Origin of the sequence: Sphingobium sp. RAC03 (assembly GCF_001713415.1) — a bacterium.
GTDB lineage: Bacteria > Pseudomonadota > Alphaproteobacteria > Sphingomonadales > Sphingomonadaceae > Sphingobium.
Window position 1 is genome coordinate 1,876,571 of sequence record NZ_CP016456.1, and the last position, 21,295, is coordinate 1,897,865.

Genomic DNA, 21,295 nt, shown 5'->3' on the forward strand with positions numbered 1-21,295 from the left:
CGCAGCCATTATCAACATTCAAGGTTAATGAAAGGCAAAGACGGCCAATTCCTAACGGGGATTGTCAGCAAAAGCCGTTCCCTTTCGCGGGGCGGGGCGGTAGAGGCCGGGCATGACCGTATCCGACACGCTCCGTACCGCCGCGCAGGCGGCCAAGGCCTGGCCCTATGAAGAAGCGCGCAAGCTGCTCAAACGCTATCCGCCCCATGGGCCGGACGGCGGCGTTCCGGCCAAGGGACATATCCTGTTCGAAACCGGCTATGGTCCATCGGGCCTGCCGCATATCGGCACGTTCAACGAAGTGCTGCGCACTACCATGGTCCGCAATGCCTGGCATGCGCTGTCGGATGTGCCGACCCGGCTGATCGCGTTCAGCGACGATATGGACGGGCTGCGCAAGGTGCCCGACAATGTGCCCAACCAGGCGATGTTGACGCAGCATCTGGGCAAGCCGCTGACGCAGGTGCCCGATCCGTTCGAAAAGTTCGAAAGTTTCGCGCATCACAATAATGCGATGTTGCGGGAGTTTCTGGACCGTTTCGGATTCGATTATGAATTCGTGTCCGCCACCGACCGGTATCAGGCGGGGGCGTTCGACGATGCGCTCAAAAATGTCCTGCGCCATTATCAGGCCATCATGGACATCATGCTGCCGACCCTGCGCAAGGAACGGCAGGCGACCTATTCGCCCGTACTGCCGATCAGCCCCAAGAGCGGCATCGTCCTGCAGGTGCCGGTCGAGGTGATCGACGCCGACGCTGGCCTCATCCGTTTCGAGGATGAGGGCGAGATGATCGAACAGTCGATCCTGTCCGGGGCAGCCAAGCTGCAATGGAAGGTCGACTGGGCGATGCGCTGGGTCGCGCTGGGCGTCGATTATGAGATGGCGGGCAAGGATCTGATCGATTCGGTGACCCAATCGTCCAAAATCTGTCGCGCGCTGGGCGCACGGCCGCCCGAAGGCTTCAATTACGAGATGTTCCTCGACGAAAAGGGCGAGAAAATCTCCAAGTCGAAGGGCAATGGCCTCAGCCTCGAACAATGGCTGACCTATGGCCCGCAGGAAAGCCTGGCTTTCTATGCTTATCGCGAGCCGAAGAAGGCGAAGCAACTGCACATGGGCGTCATCCCGCGCGCGGTCGATGAATATTGGCAGTTTCGCGGCAATTATGCCAACCAGGCGATCGAGCAGCAGCTCGGCAACCCGGTCCATCATGTGCATGATGGCAAGCTGCCGGACGGCACGCTGCCAGTGACTTTCGGCCTGTTGCTGAACCTTGTCGGCGTGATGGGGGATGCCAGCCGCGATCAGGTTTGGGCCTATCTCAAAAATTACGTCGCTGATGCCAATGCGGAAACCTACCCGGAATTGGACGCGCTGATCGGCCATGCTCTGGCCTATCATCGCGATTTCGTGGCCCCCACGCTGCAACGTCGCGCGCCCGACGAGCATGAGGCGGCGGCTCTGCGCAGGCTGGATGCGGAACTTGCCGCGCTGCCGGAAGGCGCATCGGCCGAGGATATCCAGAATATCGTCTATGCCATCGGCAAGGACGAGGCGTTCGGTTTCGCTGAACTGCGCGACTGGTTCAAAGCGCTCTACCAGACGCTGCTCGGCGCGGATCAGGGGCCGCGCATGGGCAGCTTTATCGCGCTTTACGGCATCGCCAACAGCCGCGCTCTGATTGCGGAAGCGCTGGCGGCATAAAGGCAGCGCCTCGCGCTGGAACATTTGCCCGGACGGGCCGTTTGCGGGTCAGTCCACCCCCCTTTCGGACTGATGGCGCGCCCCGCGTGCCATCGGCCGCGCCTGCCCGGCAACGGGCAGCGCGGCCAAGGGATGAGACCAGAGAAACGGCCCCAACGCTCGTGCGTTGGGGCCGTTCTCCTGTCAGCGGACTCTTACCAGAAGAAGCCGCGATGCACCTGGATCACGCGACCATTGCGCACATTCACCAGCATCACGTCGTTATAATGCCGGACCCAGCGCTGGTTCATGCCCGGACGGGGCAGGCGATAGCGATAGGGGTCGCTGATATAATAGCGCGAGTTGTAATAGGCCGGGCGAAGCTGCGCGCCTGCATTCCACTGATTGTAGCGGAAGGGCGCCCGCCAGTTGCCGGCGCGATAGACGCTGCGATGGCTGCGGCGATAATCGCGCCAGTCTTCGCGTACTTCGCGGCGCGCCTCGCGCACGTCGCGTCGTTCATCGCGCACGTCGCGGCGGTCGCCATAGCGCTGCGCCTGGCGCAGATCGCGCTGTTCTTCGCGCAACTCGCGCTGGCTTTGGCGGACTTCGCGGGCGGACTGCGCCGATGCAACGCTCGGCGCAACCGTTGCGGCCAATAGGCCCAGGATGATCAGTTTACGCATATCTCGTCTCCATATTGTCTGGCGGCTCAACCGAAAGGAAAAGGTCCGGCTCCGCTGCCAACACACAGAGATATGCCGCTCCGCGGCTGAACGATGCGCGAATGCGTCTGTCAGTTTTCAGTCATTTATGTCGCAAATTGTATCGGGCTTCAGTGGCCCGAGCGATGCTCGCGAAACCATTTGGTCACGACATATTTGGTGCCAGCTTCCACGGGACGCGCGGCGTGCAGGCTCATGGCGTTGGGCGCGCCTGTGCGGTCCATATTATCCCAGGCCAGCAACATGCCCTCAACCGGCGGCACCATGAATTCGCAATGCGGGAAGTGGGTTTCACCGCCCGCTTCCACGGCTGACAGATAGATCATGGCGGTCCAGCTACGTTGTCCGCCGCTCTTGCGCATCCGCTGCCAATAATCCGCGGTGACCGGAAAATAGTCGCAATGAACCTTATATTCCTGCCCTGCCGCATAACGCTGGCCTTGCAAGGTTTCGCCATGGTCGGCGGGAAGGCCGGTCAAGGCGCAGATCCGATCGCTGACCGTTCGGACCAAGTCGTCAAAGGGGTCGAGGTTGCAGCTATGGCTGGTGCGATAGTCCGCATTCGCGCTGCCCGAAAACAATGTCGATGGCTGTGCGCCCGCGTCGATGATCGCCCGCAGACCCGAACATTCCGCGCTGCTCAGAAAGCCGTGGCGTCCAAAGATGTCGATCCTGTCGCTGTCGATGCGGCTGACCATCGGGTTTCGTTCCAGCCGAGCGCGCACGCCCGCACCGATCTGCGCGCGCGCAGGGGAGGCAATGCCGCCATCGTCCATTATGTCCGTCATTGGCGCTTCCTGCCACAGACCGCAGGCGCATGAAAAGACCCCGAAGCGTTGCCGCTCCGGGGTCAGGGATTCCTGAAGGCCAGTTCAGGAAGTTTCGTCACGTCACCAGAAGAACCCGTGGATCACATCGACGACATAGCCGTCGCGTACATCCACCAGCATGGCGTCGTCATAATAGCGGACCCAGCGCAGCGTGCCGTAGGCAGGCGGCAGGCGATAGGCATAGGGATCGTTCAGCCAATAATTATTGGCATAGAGCAGACTGGACAGGGTGATCCCGACCGAAAAGCGGCGATAGCCATAGTCCCATCCGCGCGGGGCATAATAGCGGCCCATGCGGAACTGGTTGCCATTGCGACTGCGATAGCTGTTCCAGTCATAGCGCCGATCCTGCCGCCAGCCATTATCCCAGCGCCGCTGGTTGCTCCAGCGCGCGCGATCGTCATAGCGGCGGCCATTGTTCCAATTATTGTTGCCGACGCCCGCTACCCAGCCACGGTTATTGTTCCACCGCTGGTCGTCGCGCCGATCGTCCCTGCGGTCGTCGCGCCGATCCTGTCGATCATCACGGCGATCGTCGCGTCGATCATTACGCCAGTCCTGCCGTCCATCCCGGCGGTCTGCGCGGACATCCCGGCGATCGTCCCGCCGCTCTTCGCGCCGGTCCTGCCATCCGTCGCGTTGGCCAGGCGTGGTCACGACCTGGCTTGGCAGGTTGCGATCAGGCGTGGCGCGCACGCGCGGGTCGGCACGGCGCTGATCCCGCATGTCGGGGCGATAGGGTGCCATCCCGGCGGCGGGCCTTGGTGCCTGGGCCGGACGCTGTATCTGTGGCTGCCCTTGCGGGCTTACGTTCCCGCGCTGCTGCCAGCGATAGGACTGGTCGCCTTGCGGTCGAACCATGCGATTGCCCCGCTGTTCGCCCGCACCACGATCAGGCCGTTGCATCCGCTCGCTGCGATTGCCACGGTCGCGCGGCTCACTTTGTGCATAGGCAGGCGCGATGCCGCTCAGCAATGTCGCGCTCATCAACCCCGCCAGCATCATCTTCCTGAACATGGTTCGGACTTTCTTCATGCGGGCACACAATGCGCCCTGATGGTGTACGACTATGCCATTCGGCGTGTCGCAAGTCTGAACCCGTTCGTCAGCCATTTGAAAGCATTGGACGATGGTGAACATGGACTATGGTTCATCTTGCGATCATGATAAATATCGCGTGCCCGATGTTCGATATGTGCTGTGCAAGCATAAAAGCTGATCCAGATCAGTGCAGCGGTCACGAACTCGCTATAGGACTGCGCCGTGAAAAAATCCCCCCATGTTGGCGCAATCCGCCTGGCCTTGCGCGACGCAACGACAGACAATCATCGACAGGTCGATGCGTTGTTTGCTGATCATGCGATGGATTCGCCCGACAGCTATCGCCGCTTTCTGACGGCCCATGCCCGCGCTCTGGGTGCGCTGGAGCCGGTTGCACGGCCGTCGGCGCCTCGCCTGCCGCTGTTGGCGTCCGACATCGCGGCACTGGGACAGGCCATGCCCGCCCCCCTGCCGCTGGAGGATCGTGCCAGCGAGGGCTATCGCTGGGGGCTGCTCTACGCGCTCGAAGGCTCGCGGCTTGGCGGTGCCATGTTGGCGCGCAAGGTCGCACCCGATCTGCCCACTGCCTATCTCTCGGCGGTCCATGGCAAGGGCGAATGGATTGCCTTCCAGCACGCGCTCGATAGCGCTGGTGCGGAAGGCGGCGAAGGCTGGCTGGACGATGCCGTGCAGGGCGCCCAGGCGGCCTTCGCCCTCTTCTCGCAAGCGGGCACGGCAGAGCGGGCAACTGCCCATGGCTGATGTCGACGGTGCGACCGGCTTCGCCGTCGACCTTACCAATTGCGATCGCGAGCCGATCCATGTCCTTGGCACGATCCAGCCGTTCGGTTTTCTGATCGCGCTGACTGCCGACTGGCTGGTGTCGCGCGTATCGGCCAATAGTGCCGCCTTCATCGGCCATGAGCCCGAAGCCTTGCTCGGCCAGCCGATCAGTGCGGTCTTTTCCGCCGATGCGATCCATATGCTGCGCAATCGCATCACCCTGCTGCGCGGTCCCGATTCGGTCGAGCGCATCTTCTCTCTGGTGCTGATGGACGGCGGCCCGGCGTTCGACATCGCCGTGCATTTTTCCGGGCAGTTGGTCGTGATCGAGGGCGAACCCGCTTCCTATGACGAGATGGAGGCAAGCAGCATCGTTCGCTCGATGGTCTCCCGGCTGGCGCAGGTGGAGGGCATGGCCCCGTTCCTGCGCGATGGCGCGCGGCAGGTGCGGGCGCTGACCGGTTTCGACCGGGTCATGGTCTATCGCTTTGCGGAGGGCGGCGACGGCGAGGTGGTCGCCGAAGCGCTGCGCTCTGGTGTCGATAGTTTTTATGGCCTCCATTACCCCGCATCGGATATTCCGGTGCAGGCCCGCGCCCTGTATCTGCGTAACATCTTCCGTGTGATCGCCGATGTGAAGGCTATGCCGGTTCCGGTGGTGCCTGCGCTCGACCCTACCGGTGCGGCGCTCGACATGTCGCTCTGCCTCACCCGCGCCGTGTCGCCGATCCACATCGAATATCTCGGCAATATGGGGGTGGGGGCATCGCTCTCCATCTCGATCATCGTCGAAGGCAAATTATGGGGACTGTTTGCCTGCCACCATTATGCGCCCCGCCTGCCGACTTTCGCCCAGCGCAGCGCGGCCGAATTGTTCGGCCAGATCTTCTCGATGATGCTGGAAAGCCGCGAACGCGCCGAAACCGCCACCTATGAGGGCAAGGCCCGGCAGGTGGCCGACCGGTTGATGGCGGCCGTCGCGCAGGATCATGACCTGCTGTCCAATGCCCGCTGGCTTGGCGACATCATTTTCGACACGATTCCGGCCGATGGCGTGGGCATCTATATCGACGGGCAGATGACCTTTTCCGGCCTGACGCCCGATCCTGCGGCCTTTTCGGCCATCGTCACGATGCTCAATCGCGTGGCGGCCAGCCAAATCTATACCACCGACACTCTTTCTGCGGTGCTGCCGGGCGCCGCCGACTATGCCGATCGCGCCGCCGGGCTGCTGGCGATCCCGCTGTCGCGTCGTCCGCGCGACTATGTCGTGCTGTTCCGGGCCGAGCAGTTGCGTTCGGTGCGTTGGGCCGGACAGCAGGACAAGCATATCGAATATGGCCCCAACGGCCCACGCTTGACGCCGCGCAAGAGCTTCGAAAGCTGGTCGCAACTGGTCAAGGGCGTAGCGCTGCCCTTTGCCCCCGCCGAACTGCGCGTGGCCGAAGCGCTGCGCACCGCCCTGCTCGAAGTCGTGCTGCGCCTGTCCGACTCGGCGGACCAGGAACGGCAGCGCGCGAACGAGAAGCAGGAATTGCTGATCGCGGAATTGAACCATCGCGTCCGCAACATCCTTTCGCTGATCCGCGGCCTGTTGTCGCAGACCCGTGATAGTGCGGCGACGATCGAGGAATTTATCGGCACACTCGAAAGCCGCGTCCATGCGCTGGCGCGGGCACATGACCAGATCACAGCCGATCGCTGGAGCCCTGCGCGCCTGTACGACCTCATAGAAGTGGAAGCGGGTGCCTATCTGGGCGAGCGCCGCGACCGGGTGCAATTATCCGGTCCCAATGTGCTGCTGACGCCCGGCTGTTTCACCGTCATGGCGCTGGTCATCCACGAAATGCTGACCAACGCCGCCAAATATGGCGCGCTGTCGGACAGTGGCACCGTGACGATTGACTGGCGTGTGGATGAGGATGGAAGCCTGCTGCTGGACTGGACCGAAAGCGGTGGCCCCGCCGTGGTCGCGCCGACGCGCCGGGGATTCGGTTCGACCGTCATCGAACGCTCGATCCCCTATGATCTGGAAGGGCATGCCGAAATCAACTACCGGCTGGCCGGGATCGAAGCGCATTTCTGCATTCCCTCGCGGCATATCGTCTCGGTCCTGCCCGAAGCCGTGTCGCGGGATCGGGCCAAGCCGGTAAGAGCCGTGACGCCCGGCCTGCTGCGCGGCCGCAACGTCTTGCTGGTCGAGGATAATATGATCATCGCCATGGATGGCGAGGATGCCTTGCGCGATCTGGGCGCCGAAGTCTCGACCGTCGCCAGCGTGGGTCGTGCCCAGGAAGCGATCATGGTCCAGTCGATCGACCTGGCGGTCTTGGACTTCAACCTTGGCCACGAAACTAGCCTACCGGTGGCGGATCTGCTGACACAGAAGGGCATCCCCTTCCTCTTCGCCACCGGCTATGGCGACGGACTGGAATTGCCAGAACGGTTCGCGCATATCGTGCTGGTCAAGAAACCCTATTCGGGCACGACGCTCGCTCAGGCCTTGGGACCGATGATCGCGCCGTCCGACTAAGCAGTCAGGGTTTTTCGAGCGCTGGCACTGTCTTCGAAGCATTTTCCGGGGTAATGCCGGGCGGTGGCGCGGCGGCAATCCGCTCTTCCCCGCGCATGATCCGTCCCGCCCGTTTGATCGCGCCACGCAACCGGGGATAGATGCCGCATCGGCAGATATTGGTGATCGCGGCGTCGATATCCTCGTCGCTGGGGTCATTGCTCCGGCGGAGCAGGACCGACGCGGCCATGATCATGCCGGGGATGCAATAGCCGCATTGCGACACATTGTCGGCGGCGAACGCCTGTTGCAGCGGATGGCCGCGATCGGGCGACAGCGCCTCGATCGTCGTGACGAACCGCCCTTCGGTCTTGCCGATCGTGACCTGGCAGGATCGGACCGCTTCGCCGTCGATATCCACCGTACAGGCGCCGCAATCGCCGGTGCCGCAGCCATATTTGGTGCCGGTCAGGTTCGACGCATCGCGCAATGCCCAAAGCAGCGGGGTTTCCGGGTCCATGCGATATTGCACGGGCCGGTCATTGACGGTGAAGCGGGTCATGCCGCGTTTTCTTCCTCCGCCTCGGCCTTGTGATAGAGGACTTCGTTGCGGATATGGATGGTGCGAGCGGCCAGCCGGATTTCCTGAATGAAGGTGCCGAATGCCGCTGCCTGCAACAGCATCGCCAGAATGAACAGGATGGCAATCGCCGTGCCGAGATGGGCATCGACCAGTTCGGAGGCGAACAGCAGGATCACGACCAGGCAGATGGCGCAACCCGACGCCACGCACAGGAAAATCGCGCCGTTGACCACGCTCATCCGCCGGTCGAGTACACGAATTTCGCCGACCAACCGGTCATGTTCCTCGCCACGCGACACCATCACGGCCTTTTCGACGACCCGCGCCCGATCAATGACGCGCGCCAGACGCGCGGCGCAAACGTTGAGGAATGCGCCGATCCCGGCGAGCAGAAACACAGGTGCCACGGCCAGCTGGATCGTCTGGGCGACCTGCGAAACCTGGGGCAGGGAAATAAAGCCGCTCATCACGCTCCTGTTCGCCTGATGATCAGGCTGCGCCCTTAGCGGGCGTGTTGATACCCATCGACTGGAGATATTTCTTCACGTTGCGCGCGGCCTGCCGCAACCGCTGCTCATTCTCCACCAGGGCGATGCGGACATAGCCTTCGCCATCCTCGCCATAACCCACGCCTGGCGCGACCGCGACCTTGGCATGGGTGAGCAATTGCTTGGAAAATTCGAGGCTCCCCATCTCTTTGAGCGCAGGCGGCAGCGGTGCCCAGGCGAACATGGAGGCGGGCGGGGCAGGGATGTCCCATCCGGCGCGGCCGAAACTTTCCACCAGCACGTCGCGGCGCTTGTGATAAAGCTCGCGGTTCTTCGCGACGATGTCCTGCGGCCCGTTAAGGGCGGCGCAGGCAGCCGCCTGGATCGGCGTGAACGCGCCATAATCCAGATAGGATTTCACCCGGCTCATTGCCGCGATCAGTTGTTTGTTGCCCACGGCAAATCCGATCCGCCAGCCCGCCATCGAATAGGTTTTGCTGAGCGACGTGAACTCGATCGCGATGTCCTTCGCGCCGGGCACCTGCAGGATCGAGGGCGTCGGCTTGCCGTCATAATATAGTTCGGAATAAGCGAGGTCGGACAAGATCCAGACCTTATTCTCCTTCGCCCAGGCGACAAGCCGCTCGTAAAAGGCCAGGTCCACCGTCTCGGCGGTCGGGTTCGACGGATAATTGACCACCAGGATCGATGGGCGCGGCACGGTGAAGGCCATCGCCCGGTCGAGCGAGCGGAAGTAATTTTCATCCGGCGTCGTCGGCACTGACCGGATCGTGGCACCCGCCAGGATGAAGCCGAACATATGGATCGGATAGCTGGGGTTGGGGGCCAGTACGACATCGCCGGGCGCGGTGATCGCGGTGGCGAGGCTCGCCAGCCCTTCCTTCGACCCCATGGTCACGACGACTTCGGTTTCCGGGTCGACATCGACGCCGAAGCGGCGGCCATAATAATTGGCCTGGGCCTTGCGAAGGCCGGGAATGCCCTTGGACTGGGAATAGCCATGGGCGTCGGGCTTGCGTACCACCTCGATCAGCTTGTCGATGACATGCGGCGGCGGCGGCAGGTCGGGATTGCCCATGCCAAGGTCGATAATATCCTCGCCCGCCGCGCGTGCCGCTGCCCGCATCGCATTGACTTCGGCGATGACATAAGGGGGCAGGCGCTTCATGCGGTAGAATTCTTCGGACATTATAGGGGCTTTCCTGAAAGCTCTCGGTAGGGAATAGTGCGGCGCACGCCGTTGTCGCGTCACAATCTGGCTATAACCGGCCAGCCTGTCCCACGCCAGAAAAAGCGGTGCGATGAAATGATACCAGGAAGAGGAGAGTGGCCATGGAAAAAGCTGATGTCATGGAGCCGCATCTGCCGACGCTGGACCAGATGCAGCAATGGACGCATGCGATCGGTCGCGCCCAGCAATTGATGCTGGAGCAGGCGGCGGGCGCGTCGGGCATGACGCTGCCGTTCGATCCGCAGACCGTGGCGCGCATTCAATCGAGCTTTGCCGACGAAGGGTTGGCGATGTGGCAGCGCTTCATCGATTCGGGCGGCATGTGGCGGGACGAACCAGCCCCGGTTCCGGCCGATAGCCCCGCCGCGCGCAAGGACCGCCGCTTCGCCGACCCGGCTTGGACCCAAAATCCCTTCTACGACATCATCCGCCAAAGCTATCTGCTGGTGTCGGACTATATGACCCAATTGGCCGATGCGGTAGATGGCGTGGACCCGAAGCAGAAGGCCAAGCTGCGCTTTGCGACCGGGGGCATGCTCGATGCGCTGTCGCCCTCCAACTTTCCGCTGACCAATCCGGCGGTTGTCCAGAAGACGATCGAAAGCGGCGGCGAGAATCTGGTCAAGGGCTTGCAGCATATGCTCGCCGACATGGAAAAGGGGCAACTGACCCATACCGACGGTACCCAGTTCGAACTGGGCCGTAATATCGCCGCGACGCCGGGCAAGGTCATCCATGAAACCCCGCTCTACCAATTGATCCATTATGCGCCATCGACGGACACGGTGCTGGAAACCCCGCTGATCATTTTCCCGCCATGGATCAACCGCTTCTATATTCTCGACCTGTCCCCACAAAAAAGTTTCGTCAAATGGGCGGTGGATCAGGGGATCAGCGTCTTTCTGGTGTCGTGGAAATCCGCCGATGCCTCGATGAAGGATCTGACCTGGGACGATTATATCCTGCGCGGCCAAGTCGATGCGATCGACACGGTGCGAGGCCTGCTCAAGGTCAAGAGCGTCCACACGATCGGCTATTGCGTCGCGGGCACCACGTTGGCGGCGACGCTGGCGCTGCTGGCGGCACGCGGCGAGGCGGACAAGGTGGCGAGCGCGACCTTCTTCACCGCCCAGGTCGATTTCAGCAAGGCAGGCGACCTCACCCTGTTCGTGGACGATGAACAGATGAAGCTGGTGGACAAATTGTCGACCGGCGGCTTCCTCGACGGGCGCTACATGGCGCTGACCTTCAACCTGCTGCGCGGGCGCGACCTGATCTGGAACTATGTCGTCAACAATTATCTGTTGGGGCAGGATTATCCGCCGTTCGACCTGCTCTACTGGAATGGCGACACGACCAACCTGCCCGCGCGCTGGCATCGCGACTATCTAACCCAGCTGTATCGCGACAATCTGCTGGTGACCCCCGGCGCGATCAGTGTCGATGGCACGCCAATCGACCTCAAGACGGTGCAGACGCCCGCTTATGTTCAGGCTGGCAAGGAAGATCATATCGCGCCGCTGGAAAGCGTCTGGAAGCTGACCGAAAATCTGTCCGGTCCGATCCGCTTCGTGCTGGCGGGATCGGGGCATATCGCGGGCGTCATCAATCCGCCAGCCGCCTATAAATATCAATATTGGGTCTGCGACGAGGCCCAGCCCACGCTCGACGCCTTCGTCGCACACGCCAAGGAAACCAAGGGAAGCTGGTGGCCGGACTGGCGCGGCTGGCTCGAAACGATCGATTCGCGCACCGTCGCGGTCAAGGGCGCGCGCCAGCCCGGCAAGGGGCGGCTCAAGGCGATCGAGGATGCGCCAGGGCGCTATGTGAAAGGCGAATAAACACGTAATTAGATAAGTTGCGGCGAGCCGTTCGGGGCATGCGACAGGGCGCAGATGGCACTTTTGTTGCACTGCACAATAAATCTTGCAATTTCTTATTCGCGGGCTTATTGTGCAGTGCAACAAACGGAGGATGGTCATGGCTGTTACCCCAAAGACCGGACGCACTGCCCAGCCCGGTAAACGCGACTCGGCGACATTATCGGCAAGCGAAGCATTGAAAGCGGCTGAGGCGGCGATCGAGCCAACACCGGCCGTTCGGAAACCTGCCCCGCGCAAGACGGCATCTAGCGTTCCGGCGATGGACGCTAACCCATCGGCTAAATCGGTCCCCGCAATGGACGCCAATCCGTCCGCGAAGTCCGTGCCTGTGATGGATGCCAATCCGTCCGCCAAATCCGTGCCTGCGATGGATGCTAATCCATCCGCCAAATCCGTGAAGGCAACAGACGCAAGTCCCGCAGCGATCGTCGCTGCAACGACGGCTGTCGATGCCATGCCCGAACCCGATACGGAAGCGGCCGCTGAGGCGGCCCCCGAAGCTGAGACACCAAAGAGCCTCGACGAAAAGGCCAAGACGACCGCAACCCTGCCGCTGTCGGCAACAGAAGGAACGAAGATCATGAACGACGTGATGGAAACCGGAAAGAAGTTCGCCGAGGACACCAAGGCCAAGCTCGAAACCGCCTATGCCGACATGAATGAGAAGGCGAAGGCCAGCGTCGAGAAGTCGACCAAGGCGATCGAAGAAATGAGCGACATCGCCAAGGGCAATATCGAAGCCATGGTCGAATCGGGCAAGATCGCTGCCAAGGCGATGGAAACGATGAGCCAGGAAGCCGTCGACTACAGCCGCAAGAATTTCGAGAAGGCGACCGCCGCCCTCAAGAGCTTCGCGACCGTCAAGACGCCCACCGAGTTCTTCCAGCTGCAGAGCCAGATGTTCTCCAGCAGCTTCGACGAATTCACCAAGGAAGCCGCGAAGAACAGCGAAGCGATGATGAAGGTTGCCGGCGACATCGCCCAGCCGCTGACCGCGCGCGTGACGCTCGTCACCGACAAGGTGAAGTCGCTGGCCGCGTAAGCGCCCGCGCTTTCCTGCCTGTAGTTGAAAGGGCGCTCTTCCCCGATGGGAAGGGCGCCCTTTCGCGTTAACGCTGAAATCCGGTCTGCTGCATCGTCCTGCCCCATCGGCCCCTTGCCATGGGCGGACAAATCGCCATATTCTCGATCATCATGAACAGCATCACCTCAGCCTATGCCGACCCTGCGACAATGGCGGGTCAGGACCAGGACGACCAAGGCGAAGGCCCTGGCGGCCCCAGCGTCGGCATCGCGACGCGCACCCGTACGCGCACGAAAAAGCCCTCGCTCTACAAGGTTCTGATGCTCAATGATGATTATACGCCGATGGAATTCGTCGTCCATGTGCTCCAGCATTTCTTTCGCATGGACATGGAGCAGGCGACCCGCGTCATGCTGCACGTCCATCAGCGCGGCGTGGGCGTATGCGGCATTTTCAGCTACGAAGTTGCAGAGACCAAGGTTAACCAGGTGATGGACTTCGCCCGGCAGAACCAGCATCCGTTGCAATGCACGCTAGAGAAGGCCTGACCATTCGGGTGCATGGCTAAAAGCGCATAGCGCTTTTATTGATCGGTAAAATCGATCATCGAGCGCGGTATATACTGTTTTGTCGAAATGCCATTCGGGCCTATTCTCCCCTCATCCAAGATGAGGAGAATGATGATGGCCGACAAGCCGACCATGACCACCAGCGCGGGTGCGCCGATCGCCGACAATCAAAATAGCCTGTCTGCAGGGCCGCGCGGCCCCTTGCTGCTGCAGGACTATCAACTGATCGAGAAGCTGGCCCACCAGAATCGCGAACGGGTGCCGGAGCGAGTCGTGCATGCCAAGGGTTGGGGCGCGCATGGCGTGCTGACGATCACCGGTGACATCTCCCGATATACCAAGGCCAAGGTGCTGCAACCCGGCGCGCAGACGCCGATGATCCTGCGCTGCTCCACCGTGGCGGGCGAAGCGGGCGCCGCCGATGCTGAACGCGACGTGCGCGGCTTTGCGCTGAAATTCTATACGCCCGAAGGCAATTGGGATCTGGTCGGTAACAATACGCCGGTCTTCTTCGTGCGCGATCCGCTCAAATTCCCCGACTTCATCCACACGCAAAAGCGTCATCCCCGCACCAATTTGCGGTCACCCACCGCGATGTGGGATTTCTGGTCTTTGTCGCCCGAATCGCTGCACCAGGTCACAATCCTGATGTCCGACCGTGGCCTGCCGACCGACATACGGCACATTAACGGCTATGGCAGCCACACCTTTGCGCTGATCAACGATGCGGGCGAGCGCTTCTGGGTGAAATTCCATTTCAAGACGATGCAAGGTCACCGGCACTGGACCAATGAGGAAGCGGCCCAAGTCGTCGGCCGCACCCGCGAATCCACGCAGGAGGATCTGTTCGAGGCGATCGAGACCGGCAATTTCCCCAAATGGAAGATGCAGGTCCAGATCATGCCGGAAGCGGATGCTGACAAGACGTCCTACAACCCGTTCGACCTGACGAAGGTTTGGCCCCATGCGGACTATCCGCCGATCGACATCGGCGTGATGGAGTTGAACCGCAACCCGGACAATTATTTCGCGGAAATCGAACAGGCGGCGTTCAGCCCGTCCAACATCGTGCCGGGTATCGGCTTTTCGCCCGACAAGATGCTCCAGGCGCGTATCTTCGCCTATGCCGACGCTCATCGCCATCGCATCGGCACCCATTATGAAGCGTTGCCGATCAATGCGCCGCACTGTCCGGTGAACCATTATCACAAGGATGGGGCGATGCGTTTCTTCCCCAACAATCCCAATCCGGCAGCCTATTATGAGCCGAACAGCTTTGGCGGGCCGGTCGAGGATCATCGCTTCGACGAGCCGCCGCTCAAAATATCGGGCGACGCGGATCGGTGGAACCACCGCGAGGGCAATGATGATTTCGTCCAGCCTCGCGCGCTGTTCAACCTGTTCGACGAAGGGCAAAAGGCCCGCCTGTTTGCCAATATAGCCGCGGCCATGGGCGACATCCCCGACTTCATCGAAGAGCGTCAGTGCAAGCTGTTCGATCAAGTCCACCCCGACTATGGCGCAGGCGTGCGATCGGCGCGTGCGGCGATCAAGGACCGCAACCCGTCCATCTCCGCTCCCACCGATCAGACCCTGGCCGACGCATCCGCCTGACAGCCGGTCTGATAGCGCCCGTCCAGTCTTCCCCCGGTGTTTGCGCACCGGGGGTTTTCTTTGACTTTTGTTGGACAAAAGGAGCCGTGAGCAAATTTTAACGATATCGCTCTATCCCAGGTTGGAACATGCAACGTTCCACTTCTCGACTATCCCGCGCCTTGCTTTCGCTGGTTCTGACCGGCAGCCTTTACTTTGTCGCGGCGACTTTTGCTTTGCTATTGTCGCGCTTCGAGGGCGGTCTGGCGTTCATCTGGGGTGCGAACGCCTATGTGATGGCCAAGCTGCTGACCACGCGGGTCCGGCGCTGGCCCCCCATCATTCTGACCTGCGCCATAGCGAGCGCCCTTTCTACCAGCCTGTTCGGCATGGGGCCGCTGGCGGCGATCCCGATGGCTGTCATCAACATGGCCGAAGCATTGATCGTGGCGCTGATCTGCCGTCATTTCCTGTCGGATCGGCCGACGATCGGCGCCACCCGGCCGCTGATGATCTTCATCCTGGCTTTGTGCGCGGTAGCCGATGTGATCACGGGCATCCCGGCGGCGGCGGTCGCGTCGTTGTTGACGCCGGTATCGTTCGGCGCGTCGTGGGTCCAATGGTATACCGGCCATGCGCTGGGCGGGCTGATCTGCGCGCCGATATTGGTGATGCTGATGCAAGGCGAGTTGCGCCGCTGGCGGCGGGACAAGTCGAGGGCGGAAAAGATCGAGGCCGTCCTCATCTTGGCGCTGTTCACCCTGATCATCGTCCATATCTTTTACTGGGCGCGGTATCCGATGCTGTTCGCGCCGCTCCTGCCGCTCGTCCTGATCGCCTTTCGCGTCGGGCATATGGGTGCCGCGGCCTCGATCGTGATCCTGGCGCTGGTGGGTGGCACGGCCACGCTGTCGGGCGGGGGGCCGTTGGCGATCGTGTCCGCCGATATGGGCGCGCGCATCCAGGCGTTCCAATTCTATCTGGCGCTCAGTTTCCTGCTGTCGATGCCGGTCGCCGCCGAATTGAACGGACGCCGGCGCTTGTTCCAACTGCTGCGGGAAAGCGAAGCGCGTTACCGGGCGATCGCCGAACATAGCGGCGACGTGGTGCTGAACATCGGCGTCACCGGCATAATCGACTATGCTTCGCCCTCGGCCTTCGAACAGGTTGGTTGCGCACCGGAATTGCTGATAGGGCAATCCGCCGCCGATCTGGTCGATCCGCAGGATCGGCCACAGGTGATCGCCGCTCATCGTCGCGCCCTGATGCGCCCTGGGTCGATCCACACGGTCGAGTTCCGGCCGCTCCTGTCGATCGGTGCCATGGAATGGTGCGAAATGGTCACGCGCGCGGTGGTCGACGAACGGGGGCAGCCCAGCGGCGTCATCAGCACGATCCGCGACATGTCCCGCCACAAGGCGCGGCAGCGCGCGCTGCAACAGGTCGCAGCCCGCGATTCGCTGACGGGGGCGGATAGTCGCCGCGCCTTCCTCGAAAAGCTGGAAGCCGAGATATTGCGGACCCGGCATGGCGTCCGGTCCAGCCTGCTGCTGATCGACATCGACCATTTCAAGGCGGTCAACGACGTTCATGGTCATGGTGTCGGCGATGAAGTGCTGACCGCCTTTGTCGATCGGTTGACGCCGGGGCTTTCTGCCCAGGACAGTATAGGCCGGTTGGGCGGCGAGGAGTTCGCGATATTGCTGCCGGACAGCGACATCGATCGGGCAAGTCTGCTCTGCGAACGTCTGCGCGCGCTATTGCTCGATCCGATCCCGGTGTCCTGTGGCAAACATATCGGCATCACCTTTAGCGCGGGCCTGGTCGAACTGGATGACACGTCCACGCGATCGGCGATGCTCGAAGCGGCGGATAAGGCACTCTACCGCGCAAAACATAGCGGCCGGAACTGCCTGCGCCTCGCCGCCTGAACCGCCCGGCGAGCTTTCACAAAAAATGTCGATGTAATGTTGTAACCTACGCTGGCTTGGCCTATGTGGTGTCCATGTCCTCGACCCTTCGCCAATCCCTGTTGACCGGTCGCGTCGATCGTATTGCGATGGCGCTATCGGGGCTCTGCGTCGCGCATTGCTTCGTTACCGCCGTCGTGCTGGGCGTATTGGCCAGCGCCGGGGGCATTTTCGAAAGCCCGCTGTTCCATGAGGTCGGCCTGGTGCTGGCGATCCTGCTGGGCGCGATCGCGCTCGGCCATGGCGCGATGGTCCACCGGTTCATGATGCCCGCCGCGATCGGTTCGCTCGGCCTTGGCGTCATGGCGGGCGCGATGACGATGGATCATGGCTGGCAGGAAAGCATCTATACGCTGATCGGCGTTGCCATCCTCGCCCTCGGTCACGACCTCAATCACCGCGCCGGGCGCTAGGCTCGGCCATCGTCGCTCGTCAGAGCGGCTTATGGCTGTTCCGATGCTCGCCCTTCACCCATCGCACCGTGCCGGTGCTGGCGCGCATCACCACGCTTTCAGTGGTCAGCTTGCCGCCGGGCAGGCGCTTGACCCCGTCGAGCAGTGACCCGTCGGTGACTCCGGTTGCCGCGAAGATGCAATCACCCTTGGCCAATTCCTTCAAATCATAAATTTTGTCGAGGTCGGTGATGCCCCATTTGCGCGCGCGCTGCTTCTCATCCTCGTTGCGGAACAGCAGCCGCCCCTTGAACTGACCCCCGACGCAGCGCAGCGCCGCGCAGGCCAGCACGCCTTCGGGTGCCCCGCCTGATCCCATATAGAGGTCGATCGTCGTTTCCGGGTCGGTGGTGGCGATCACGCCTGCCACGTCGCCATCGGGGATCAGCATGATGCCGCACCCAATGGCGCGCAACTCTGCGATCAGTCGCTCGTGGCGCGGCCGATCAAGGACGCACACGATGATGTCGCTCGGCTCCACACCCTTGGCGGCGGCCACGGCCTCGACATTCTCCTTGGCCGACCGGTTGAGGTCGATGACGCCATCGGGATAGCCGGGGCCGACCGCCAGCTTGTCCATATAGACGTCGGGCGCATTGAGCAGTCCACCTTCCTCGGAAATGGCGAGGACAGCCAGCGCATTGGGTCCGGCCTTGGCAGTGATGGTGGTGCCTTCCAGCGGATCGAGCGCGATGTCGATTCGCGGACCTGTGCCGATCGCATTGCCGACCTTCTCGCCGATATAGAGCATCGGCGCTTCGTCGCGTTCGCCCTCACCGATGACGACGGTGCCGTCCATATAGAGGTCATTGAAGGCCAGGCGCATGGCTTCGACGGCGGCGGCATCGGCGGCCTTTTCATCGCCCCGGCCGATCAGTTTCGACGCGGCGATCGCGGCCGCTTCGGTGACGCGGACCATTTCCAGCACCAATACCCGATCAAGGGGCGAACTTGCCTGTACCATCGTCATTCCTCTGCCTTTTCTTATTGGGGCAGGCGATAGGCGGTCCCCCCAACCTTGTCGAGCAGCATGGCCATGATGCCGCCATGATCGCTTGCTCTTGTGCGCGCATGGTTCGCCGGGCCCTCTTTGCAATCGTCCTTCTAGCAAGCCACCCCGGCACAGCGCTGGCGCGCGACACCGAATCGCTGATGGCGGCCTATCGCACCAAGACGCAGGTGATCCGGCGATGCGACCGTAGCGGGGACGCCATCGTCGTCTGCGGGGAGAGCCAGGCAGAGCGTAATGCGCGGGAGCGGCTCCCGCTCCCGCGAGAGGAGGCAGACAGCGGCGCACCGATGCGTGGTGACACGCCGCGCGCCTCGGCCGCACCGGTGAAACAGGGCAGTTGTGGCGTGTCGGGCGGGCAGGGGGCGGGTTGCGTTGGTGGCCTGTCCGTCTTGAAGGCGGCCGACATGATCGGCAAAAGCATCACCGCGATCGTCGATCCCGATGCTGACCTCGCCCCACCACCGCCGCTGCCCGATCGCTTCAAGGGTAGCGGGCAGCCTTGAGCGGCACTCAGTCGAGAATATGCATCACCATCGGCGTGCCGAGCAGGCTGTCCGACCCGGCGAGCCGTTCGAGCGTGTCGCGGATGCAGCGTTCTTCGCCCGCATGGGTGACGATGGCGACCAGCACGCCGTCTTCCTGATGCGCGCCGCGCTGGATCATGCTTTCGATCGACACGCCCGCATCGCGCGTGGCGGCGGCGATTTCCGCCAGCACGCCGGGACGATCCTGCACCATGAAGCGCAGATAGGTGCGGCCAATGCGCGCACCGGCGTCGGCCGTATTCTGCGGCGTCAGGGCGGCGACCGGCATGGCGAAGGCATCGCCATATTCGTCGCGGGCCACGTCGATCAGGTCGGCTACCACCGCCGACGCGGTCGGACCATCGCCCGCGCCACGTCCCTGGAAGAAGAGGCGGCCGACGAAATTGCCTTCTGCGACGACGGCGTTCAGCGACCCATCCACATGCGCGAGCGGGTGGTCGAGCGGCACCAGCATAGGGTGAACCCGCTGGAACAGCCCGTCCGCGCCATTCTGCGCCATGCCGACCAGGCGGATGCGAAAGCCCAGCGCGGCGGCCTCGGCAATGTCGGCGGCGATGACGTCGCGGATGCCAGTGGTGGCGACCGCGTCGAAATCCAACTCCGTACCGAACGCCAGGCTCGCAAGGATGGTCAGCTTGTGCGCCGCATCCACGCCATCAATGTCGAAGCTGGGATCGGCCTCGGCATAGCCCAGTTCCTGCGCCTCTTTCAGAACCTCGTCGAAGCCGCGACCTTCCTTCTCCATCGTCGTCAGAATGTAATTGCAGGTGCCGTTGAGGATGCCATAGACACGGGCGATCTCGTTGGCGGCGGCCCCTTCGCGCATCCCCTTGATGACCGGGATGCCGCCCGCGACCGCCGCTTCATATTTCAGCGCAATGCCGCCCTTTTCGGCAAGCCGGGCGAGGTCCAGCCCATGATGCGCCAGCATCGCCTTGTTCGCGGTGACGAACGGCTTGCCCGCAGTCAGGCACTGGCGCGCCAGCGTCAGCGCCGGGCCGTCCGACCCGCCGATCAGTTCCACCACCACATCGACATCGTCGCGGGTGGCGAGGCTGTTCATATCGTCTACCCACTCATAAGGTGACAGATCGACGCCGCGATCCTTGTTCCGGTCGCGCGCGGAAATGGCGACGATCTGGATCGGACAGCCCGCACGCCGGGCAATCAGGTCGCCATTGGTGTTGAGCAGCCGAATGACCCCGCCGCCCACCGTGCCGAGACCGACGAGCGCGACGCGCAACGGGGCATGGCGGTGCAGATTGGTCATGGTGGCGTCACTTTCTTGGCGAAGATGATGAAAGCCGGGCTGATAGCCGCCCGCGCCCGACGGTCCAAGCAAAAGCTGCCTTCCTCGATCATGGCGCTATGCGCGTCCGTCCGCATGGTCCCAGCGCTTCGATCACCAGGCGATAGTCGGCGCGCGCTGCCTCTGCGTCAGCCACGGCCAATGTGCGGACCGCGCGGGCGGGGAGGACAGGGGGCAGGCTGCACGCCAGTCGATACCAGAGCAGCGTGCCAGGCACTGGCGCGCGCGCGGCTTCGTCGACGATTTCGCCCAGCGCGACGGCCCAGCGCGGCGGCTGCCCCGGACGACGCAGCACCGACAGCGATACCGGGTCACCATTTTCGGTCCGCAGAAAAATCTGCGTCTCGCCTTCGCCCGCCACCGTGCCCGCCACATGGAAGGCATCGCCCAGGCCTAATATGCGCGGCGGCGCATCGCGCGCGACCATAGACGACAGGAGGGACTTGACCCTGTCCACCATCACTGGCGTCGCTGCGATCTGCGCGTCGGGGGCGACCAACTGCACTTCGCCGGGGCGGGTCGCGGGACGGGCGAACAGGATGAACGACGCCTTCTTGAGCTTGGGCAGCTTGCCGCGGGCGTCCAATCGCGCGTCGTACAGATAGGTTACAAGGGGGCTGATTCCCGCCTCGCCGCGAATCAAGCTCGTCACATCCGCCTCGATATAGAGCCGTTTATGCCCCGGCGGGACGCCTTGCGCCTGATCGGGCTTCAAAGTGATGATGTTGCGGATTCGCACAACCGCGACCATCGGGGCGGTATCGGCGAGGTCTGCGAGGTCTGCGTAGGACAGGCCCGTACCGGTTCCGGCCGGTTGCGCTACCATCGGCTGTTGTAGCGCTAAAGCTGGAAAAACGGGGATGTTTGCGGCCAAAATGAGGCATGGCGGCAGGAGGCGGCGGATCAGCGTGGCGGGTTTCATGGTCAGCTTCGTCCTGTGTTATTGGCCAGTGGCAAGGATGTCACAGGCAAGTCATTCCTATATGAAGTGGTAACCGCAAATGAACATATCGATAAAGCGTTTGCGTGCCGCGATG

Annotated in this window: 19 protein-coding genes; 10 read left to right on the plus strand and 9 right to left on the minus strand. The window is 62.5% G+C overall.

The window, feature by feature from the left end; translation table 11 throughout:
* Positions 1-112 precede the first annotated feature (112 nt).
* The gene (locus tag BSY17_RS13655; RefSeq protein WP_069065915.1) at positions 113-1,708 is read left to right on the plus strand and encodes a lysine--tRNA ligase; all 1,596 of its coding nucleotides are present in this window, start codon (positions 113-115) and stop codon (positions 1,706-1,708) included.
* A gap of 194 nt (positions 1,709-1,902) precedes the next feature.
* On the opposite strand, the gene BSY17_RS13660 is transcribed toward BSY17_RS13655, so the two are convergent.
* From BSY17_RS13660 to BSY17_RS13670, 3 genes are all read right to left on the minus strand, one after another.
* On the minus strand, positions 1,903-2,373 hold the full coding sequence (locus BSY17_RS13660; protein ID WP_037474758.1) for an RcnB family protein: 471 nt from the start codon (positions 2,371-2,373) through the stop codon (positions 1,903-1,905).
* Between the two features lie 149 nt (positions 2,374-2,522).
* Positions 2,523-3,200 (minus strand): prolyl hydroxylase family protein, encoded by a 678-nt coding sequence (locus BSY17_RS13665; protein WP_069065916.1) that lies wholly within the window; start codon positions 3,198-3,200, stop codon positions 2,523-2,525.
* Positions 3,201-3,302: 102 nt separating this feature from the next.
* A complete protein-coding gene (locus tag BSY17_RS13670; protein WP_237236318.1) occupies positions 3,303-4,277 on the minus strand; it encodes an RcnB family protein in 975 nt (324 codons plus the stop codon).
* 228 nt (positions 4,278-4,505) lie between these two features.
* Between BSY17_RS13670 and BSY17_RS13675 the strand changes: the two genes are divergently transcribed.
* Together BSY17_RS13675 and BSY17_RS13680 are read left to right on the plus strand one after the other, a co-directional pair.
* The gene (locus tag BSY17_RS13675) at positions 4,506-5,045 is read left to right on the plus strand and encodes a biliverdin-producing heme oxygenase (RefSeq protein ID WP_069065917.1); all 540 of its coding nucleotides are present in this window, start codon (positions 4,506-4,508) and stop codon (positions 5,043-5,045) included.
* Positions 5,038-7,599, plus strand: coding sequence for an HWE histidine kinase domain-containing protein (locus BSY17_RS13680; RefSeq protein WP_069065918.1), 2,562 nt, complete (start codon positions 5,038-5,040; stop codon positions 7,597-7,599). The genes BSY17_RS13675 and BSY17_RS13680 overlap by 8 nt, the downstream gene beginning before the upstream one ends.
* Before the next feature lie 4 nt (positions 7,600-7,603).
* Here BSY17_RS13680 and BSY17_RS13685 read toward each other — a convergent pair whose 3' ends face one another.
* Genes BSY17_RS13685 through BSY17_RS13695 form a run of 3 tightly spaced genes read right to left on the minus strand, consistent with a single transcriptional unit; the run spans position 7,604 to position 9,859 of the window.
* On the minus strand, positions 7,604-8,140 hold the full coding sequence (locus tag BSY17_RS13685; protein ID WP_069065919.1) for a (2Fe-2S)-binding protein: 537 nt from the start codon (positions 8,138-8,140) through the stop codon (positions 7,604-7,606).
* Positions 8,137-8,628, minus strand: a complete 492-nt coding sequence (locus tag BSY17_RS13690) for a DUF2721 domain-containing protein (protein ID WP_037474768.1) — start codon at positions 8,626-8,628, stop codon at positions 8,137-8,139. The genes BSY17_RS13685 and BSY17_RS13690 overlap by 4 nt, the downstream gene beginning before the upstream one ends.
* 22 nt (positions 8,629-8,650) lie before the next feature.
* Positions 8,651-9,859, minus strand: a complete 1,209-nt coding sequence (locus BSY17_RS13695) for an LL-diaminopimelate aminotransferase (protein WP_069065920.1) — start codon at positions 9,857-9,859, stop codon at positions 8,651-8,653.
* 143 nt (positions 9,860-10,002) lie between these two features.
* Between BSY17_RS13695 and BSY17_RS13700 the strand changes: the two genes are divergently transcribed.
* From BSY17_RS13700 to BSY17_RS13725, 6 genes are all read left to right on the plus strand, one after another.
* A complete protein-coding gene (locus BSY17_RS13700) occupies positions 10,003-11,742 on the plus strand; it encodes a PHA/PHB synthase family protein (RefSeq protein ID WP_069065921.1) in 1,740 nt (579 codons plus the stop codon).
* A gap of 139 nt (positions 11,743-11,881) precedes the next feature.
* Positions 11,882-12,826: a phasin family protein gene (locus BSY17_RS13705; protein ID WP_069066974.1), complete on the plus strand. Its 945-nt coding sequence runs from the start codon at positions 11,882-11,884 to the stop codon at positions 12,824-12,826.
* Between the two features lie 119 nt (positions 12,827-12,945).
* A complete protein-coding gene (gene clpS, locus BSY17_RS13710) occupies positions 12,946-13,356 on the plus strand; it encodes an ATP-dependent Clp protease adapter ClpS (RefSeq protein ID WP_069065922.1) in 411 nt (136 codons plus the stop codon).
* A gap of 135 nt (positions 13,357-13,491) precedes the next feature.
* On the plus strand, positions 13,492-14,991 hold the full coding sequence (locus BSY17_RS13715; RefSeq protein WP_069066975.1) for a catalase: 1,500 nt from the start codon (positions 13,492-13,494) through the stop codon (positions 14,989-14,991).
* Between the two features lie 128 nt (positions 14,992-15,119).
* Positions 15,120-16,901: a sensor domain-containing diguanylate cyclase gene (locus BSY17_RS13720; RefSeq protein ID WP_069065923.1), complete on the plus strand. Its 1,782-nt coding sequence runs from the start codon at positions 15,120-15,122 to the stop codon at positions 16,899-16,901.
* Between the two features lie 74 nt (positions 16,902-16,975).
* The gene (locus tag BSY17_RS13725) at positions 16,976-17,353 is read left to right on the plus strand and encodes a MerC domain-containing protein (protein ID WP_037478159.1); all 378 of its coding nucleotides are present in this window, start codon (positions 16,976-16,978) and stop codon (positions 17,351-17,353) included.
* Positions 17,354-17,372: 19 nt separating this feature from the next.
* Here BSY17_RS13725 and glpX read toward each other — a convergent pair whose 3' ends face one another.
* A complete protein-coding gene (gene glpX / locus BSY17_RS13730) occupies positions 17,373-18,356 on the minus strand; it encodes a class II fructose-bisphosphatase (protein ID WP_037478160.1) in 984 nt (327 codons plus the stop codon).
* 107 nt (positions 18,357-18,463) lie between these two features.
* Here glpX and BSY17_RS13735 point away from each other — a divergent pair, with 107 nt between their 5' ends.
* The gene (locus tag BSY17_RS13735) at positions 18,464-18,907 is read left to right on the plus strand and encodes a hypothetical protein (RefSeq protein WP_069065924.1); all 444 of its coding nucleotides are present in this window, start codon (positions 18,464-18,466) and stop codon (positions 18,905-18,907) included.
* 7 nt (positions 18,908-18,914) lie between these two features.
* On the opposite strand, the gene BSY17_RS13740 is transcribed toward BSY17_RS13735, so the two are convergent.
* Together BSY17_RS13740 and BSY17_RS13745 are read right to left on the minus strand one after the other, a co-directional pair.
* Positions 18,915-20,219 carry a homoserine dehydrogenase gene (locus tag BSY17_RS13740; protein WP_037474780.1) on the minus strand — a complete coding sequence of 435 codons (1,305 nt, stop codon included), beginning with the start codon at positions 20,217-20,219 and terminating at the stop codon, positions 18,915-18,917.
* Between the two features lie 88 nt (positions 20,220-20,307).
* The gene (locus BSY17_RS13745) at positions 20,308-21,180 is read right to left on the minus strand and encodes a hypothetical protein (RefSeq protein ID WP_171899242.1); all 873 of its coding nucleotides are present in this window, start codon (positions 21,178-21,180) and stop codon (positions 20,308-20,310) included.
* Between the last annotated feature and the right edge of the window lie 115 nt (positions 21,181-21,295).

Excerpts from the sequence above, each read along its gene's own strand:
- BSY17_RS13655 (WP_069065915.1), top strand. The coding sequence starts at position 113 with ATGACCGTATCCGACACGCTCCGTACCGCCGCGCAGGCGGCCAAGGCC.
- BSY17_RS13660 (WP_037474758.1), bottom strand. The coding sequence starts at position 2,373 with ATGCGTAAACTGATCATCCTGGGCCTATTGGCCGCAACGGTTGCGCCG.
- BSY17_RS13665 (WP_069065916.1), bottom strand. The coding sequence starts at position 3,200 with ATGACGGACATAATGGACGATGGCGGCATTGCCTCCCCTGCGCGCGCG.
- BSY17_RS13670 (WP_237236318.1), bottom strand. The coding sequence starts at position 4,277 with ATGAAGAAAGTCCGAACCATGTTCAGGAAGATGATGCTGGCGGGGTTG.
- BSY17_RS13680 (WP_069065918.1), top strand. The coding sequence starts at position 5,038 with ATGGCTGATGTCGACGGTGCGACCGGCTTCGCCGTCGACCTTACCAAT.
- BSY17_RS13685 (WP_069065919.1), bottom strand. The coding sequence starts at position 8,140 with ATGACCCGCTTCACCGTCAATGACCGGCCCGTGCAATATCGCATGGAC.
- BSY17_RS13690 (WP_037474768.1), bottom strand. The coding sequence starts at position 8,628 with ATGAGCGGCTTTATTTCCCTGCCCCAGGTTTCGCAGGTCGCCCAGACG.
- BSY17_RS13695 (WP_069065920.1), bottom strand. The coding sequence starts at position 9,859 with ATGTCCGAAGAATTCTACCGCATGAAGCGCCTGCCCCCTTATGTCATC.
- BSY17_RS13700 (WP_069065921.1), top strand. The coding sequence starts at position 10,003 with ATGGAAAAAGCTGATGTCATGGAGCCGCATCTGCCGACGCTGGACCAG.
- BSY17_RS13705 (WP_069066974.1), top strand. The coding sequence starts at position 11,882 with ATGGCTGTTACCCCAAAGACCGGACGCACTGCCCAGCCCGGTAAACGC.
- clpS (WP_069065922.1), top strand. The coding sequence starts at position 12,946 with ATGGGCGGACAAATCGCCATATTCTCGATCATCATGAACAGCATCACC.
- BSY17_RS13715 (WP_069066975.1), top strand. The coding sequence starts at position 13,492 with ATGGCCGACAAGCCGACCATGACCACCAGCGCGGGTGCGCCGATCGCC.
- BSY17_RS13720 (WP_069065923.1), top strand. The coding sequence starts at position 15,120 with ATGCAACGTTCCACTTCTCGACTATCCCGCGCCTTGCTTTCGCTGGTT.
- BSY17_RS13725 (WP_037478159.1), top strand. The coding sequence starts at position 16,976 with ATGTCCTCGACCCTTCGCCAATCCCTGTTGACCGGTCGCGTCGATCGT.
- glpX (WP_037478160.1), bottom strand. The coding sequence starts at position 18,356 with ATGGTACAGGCAAGTTCGCCCCTTGATCGGGTATTGGTGCTGGAAATG.
- BSY17_RS13735 (WP_069065924.1), top strand. The coding sequence starts at position 18,464 with ATGGTTCGCCGGGCCCTCTTTGCAATCGTCCTTCTAGCAAGCCACCCC.
- BSY17_RS13740 (WP_037474780.1), bottom strand. The coding sequence starts at position 20,219 with ATGACCAATCTGCACCGCCATGCCCCGTTGCGCGTCGCGCTCGTCGGT.
- BSY17_RS13745 (WP_171899242.1), bottom strand. The coding sequence starts at position 21,180 with ATGAAACCCGCCACGCTGATCCGCCGCCTCCTGCCGCCATGCCTCATT.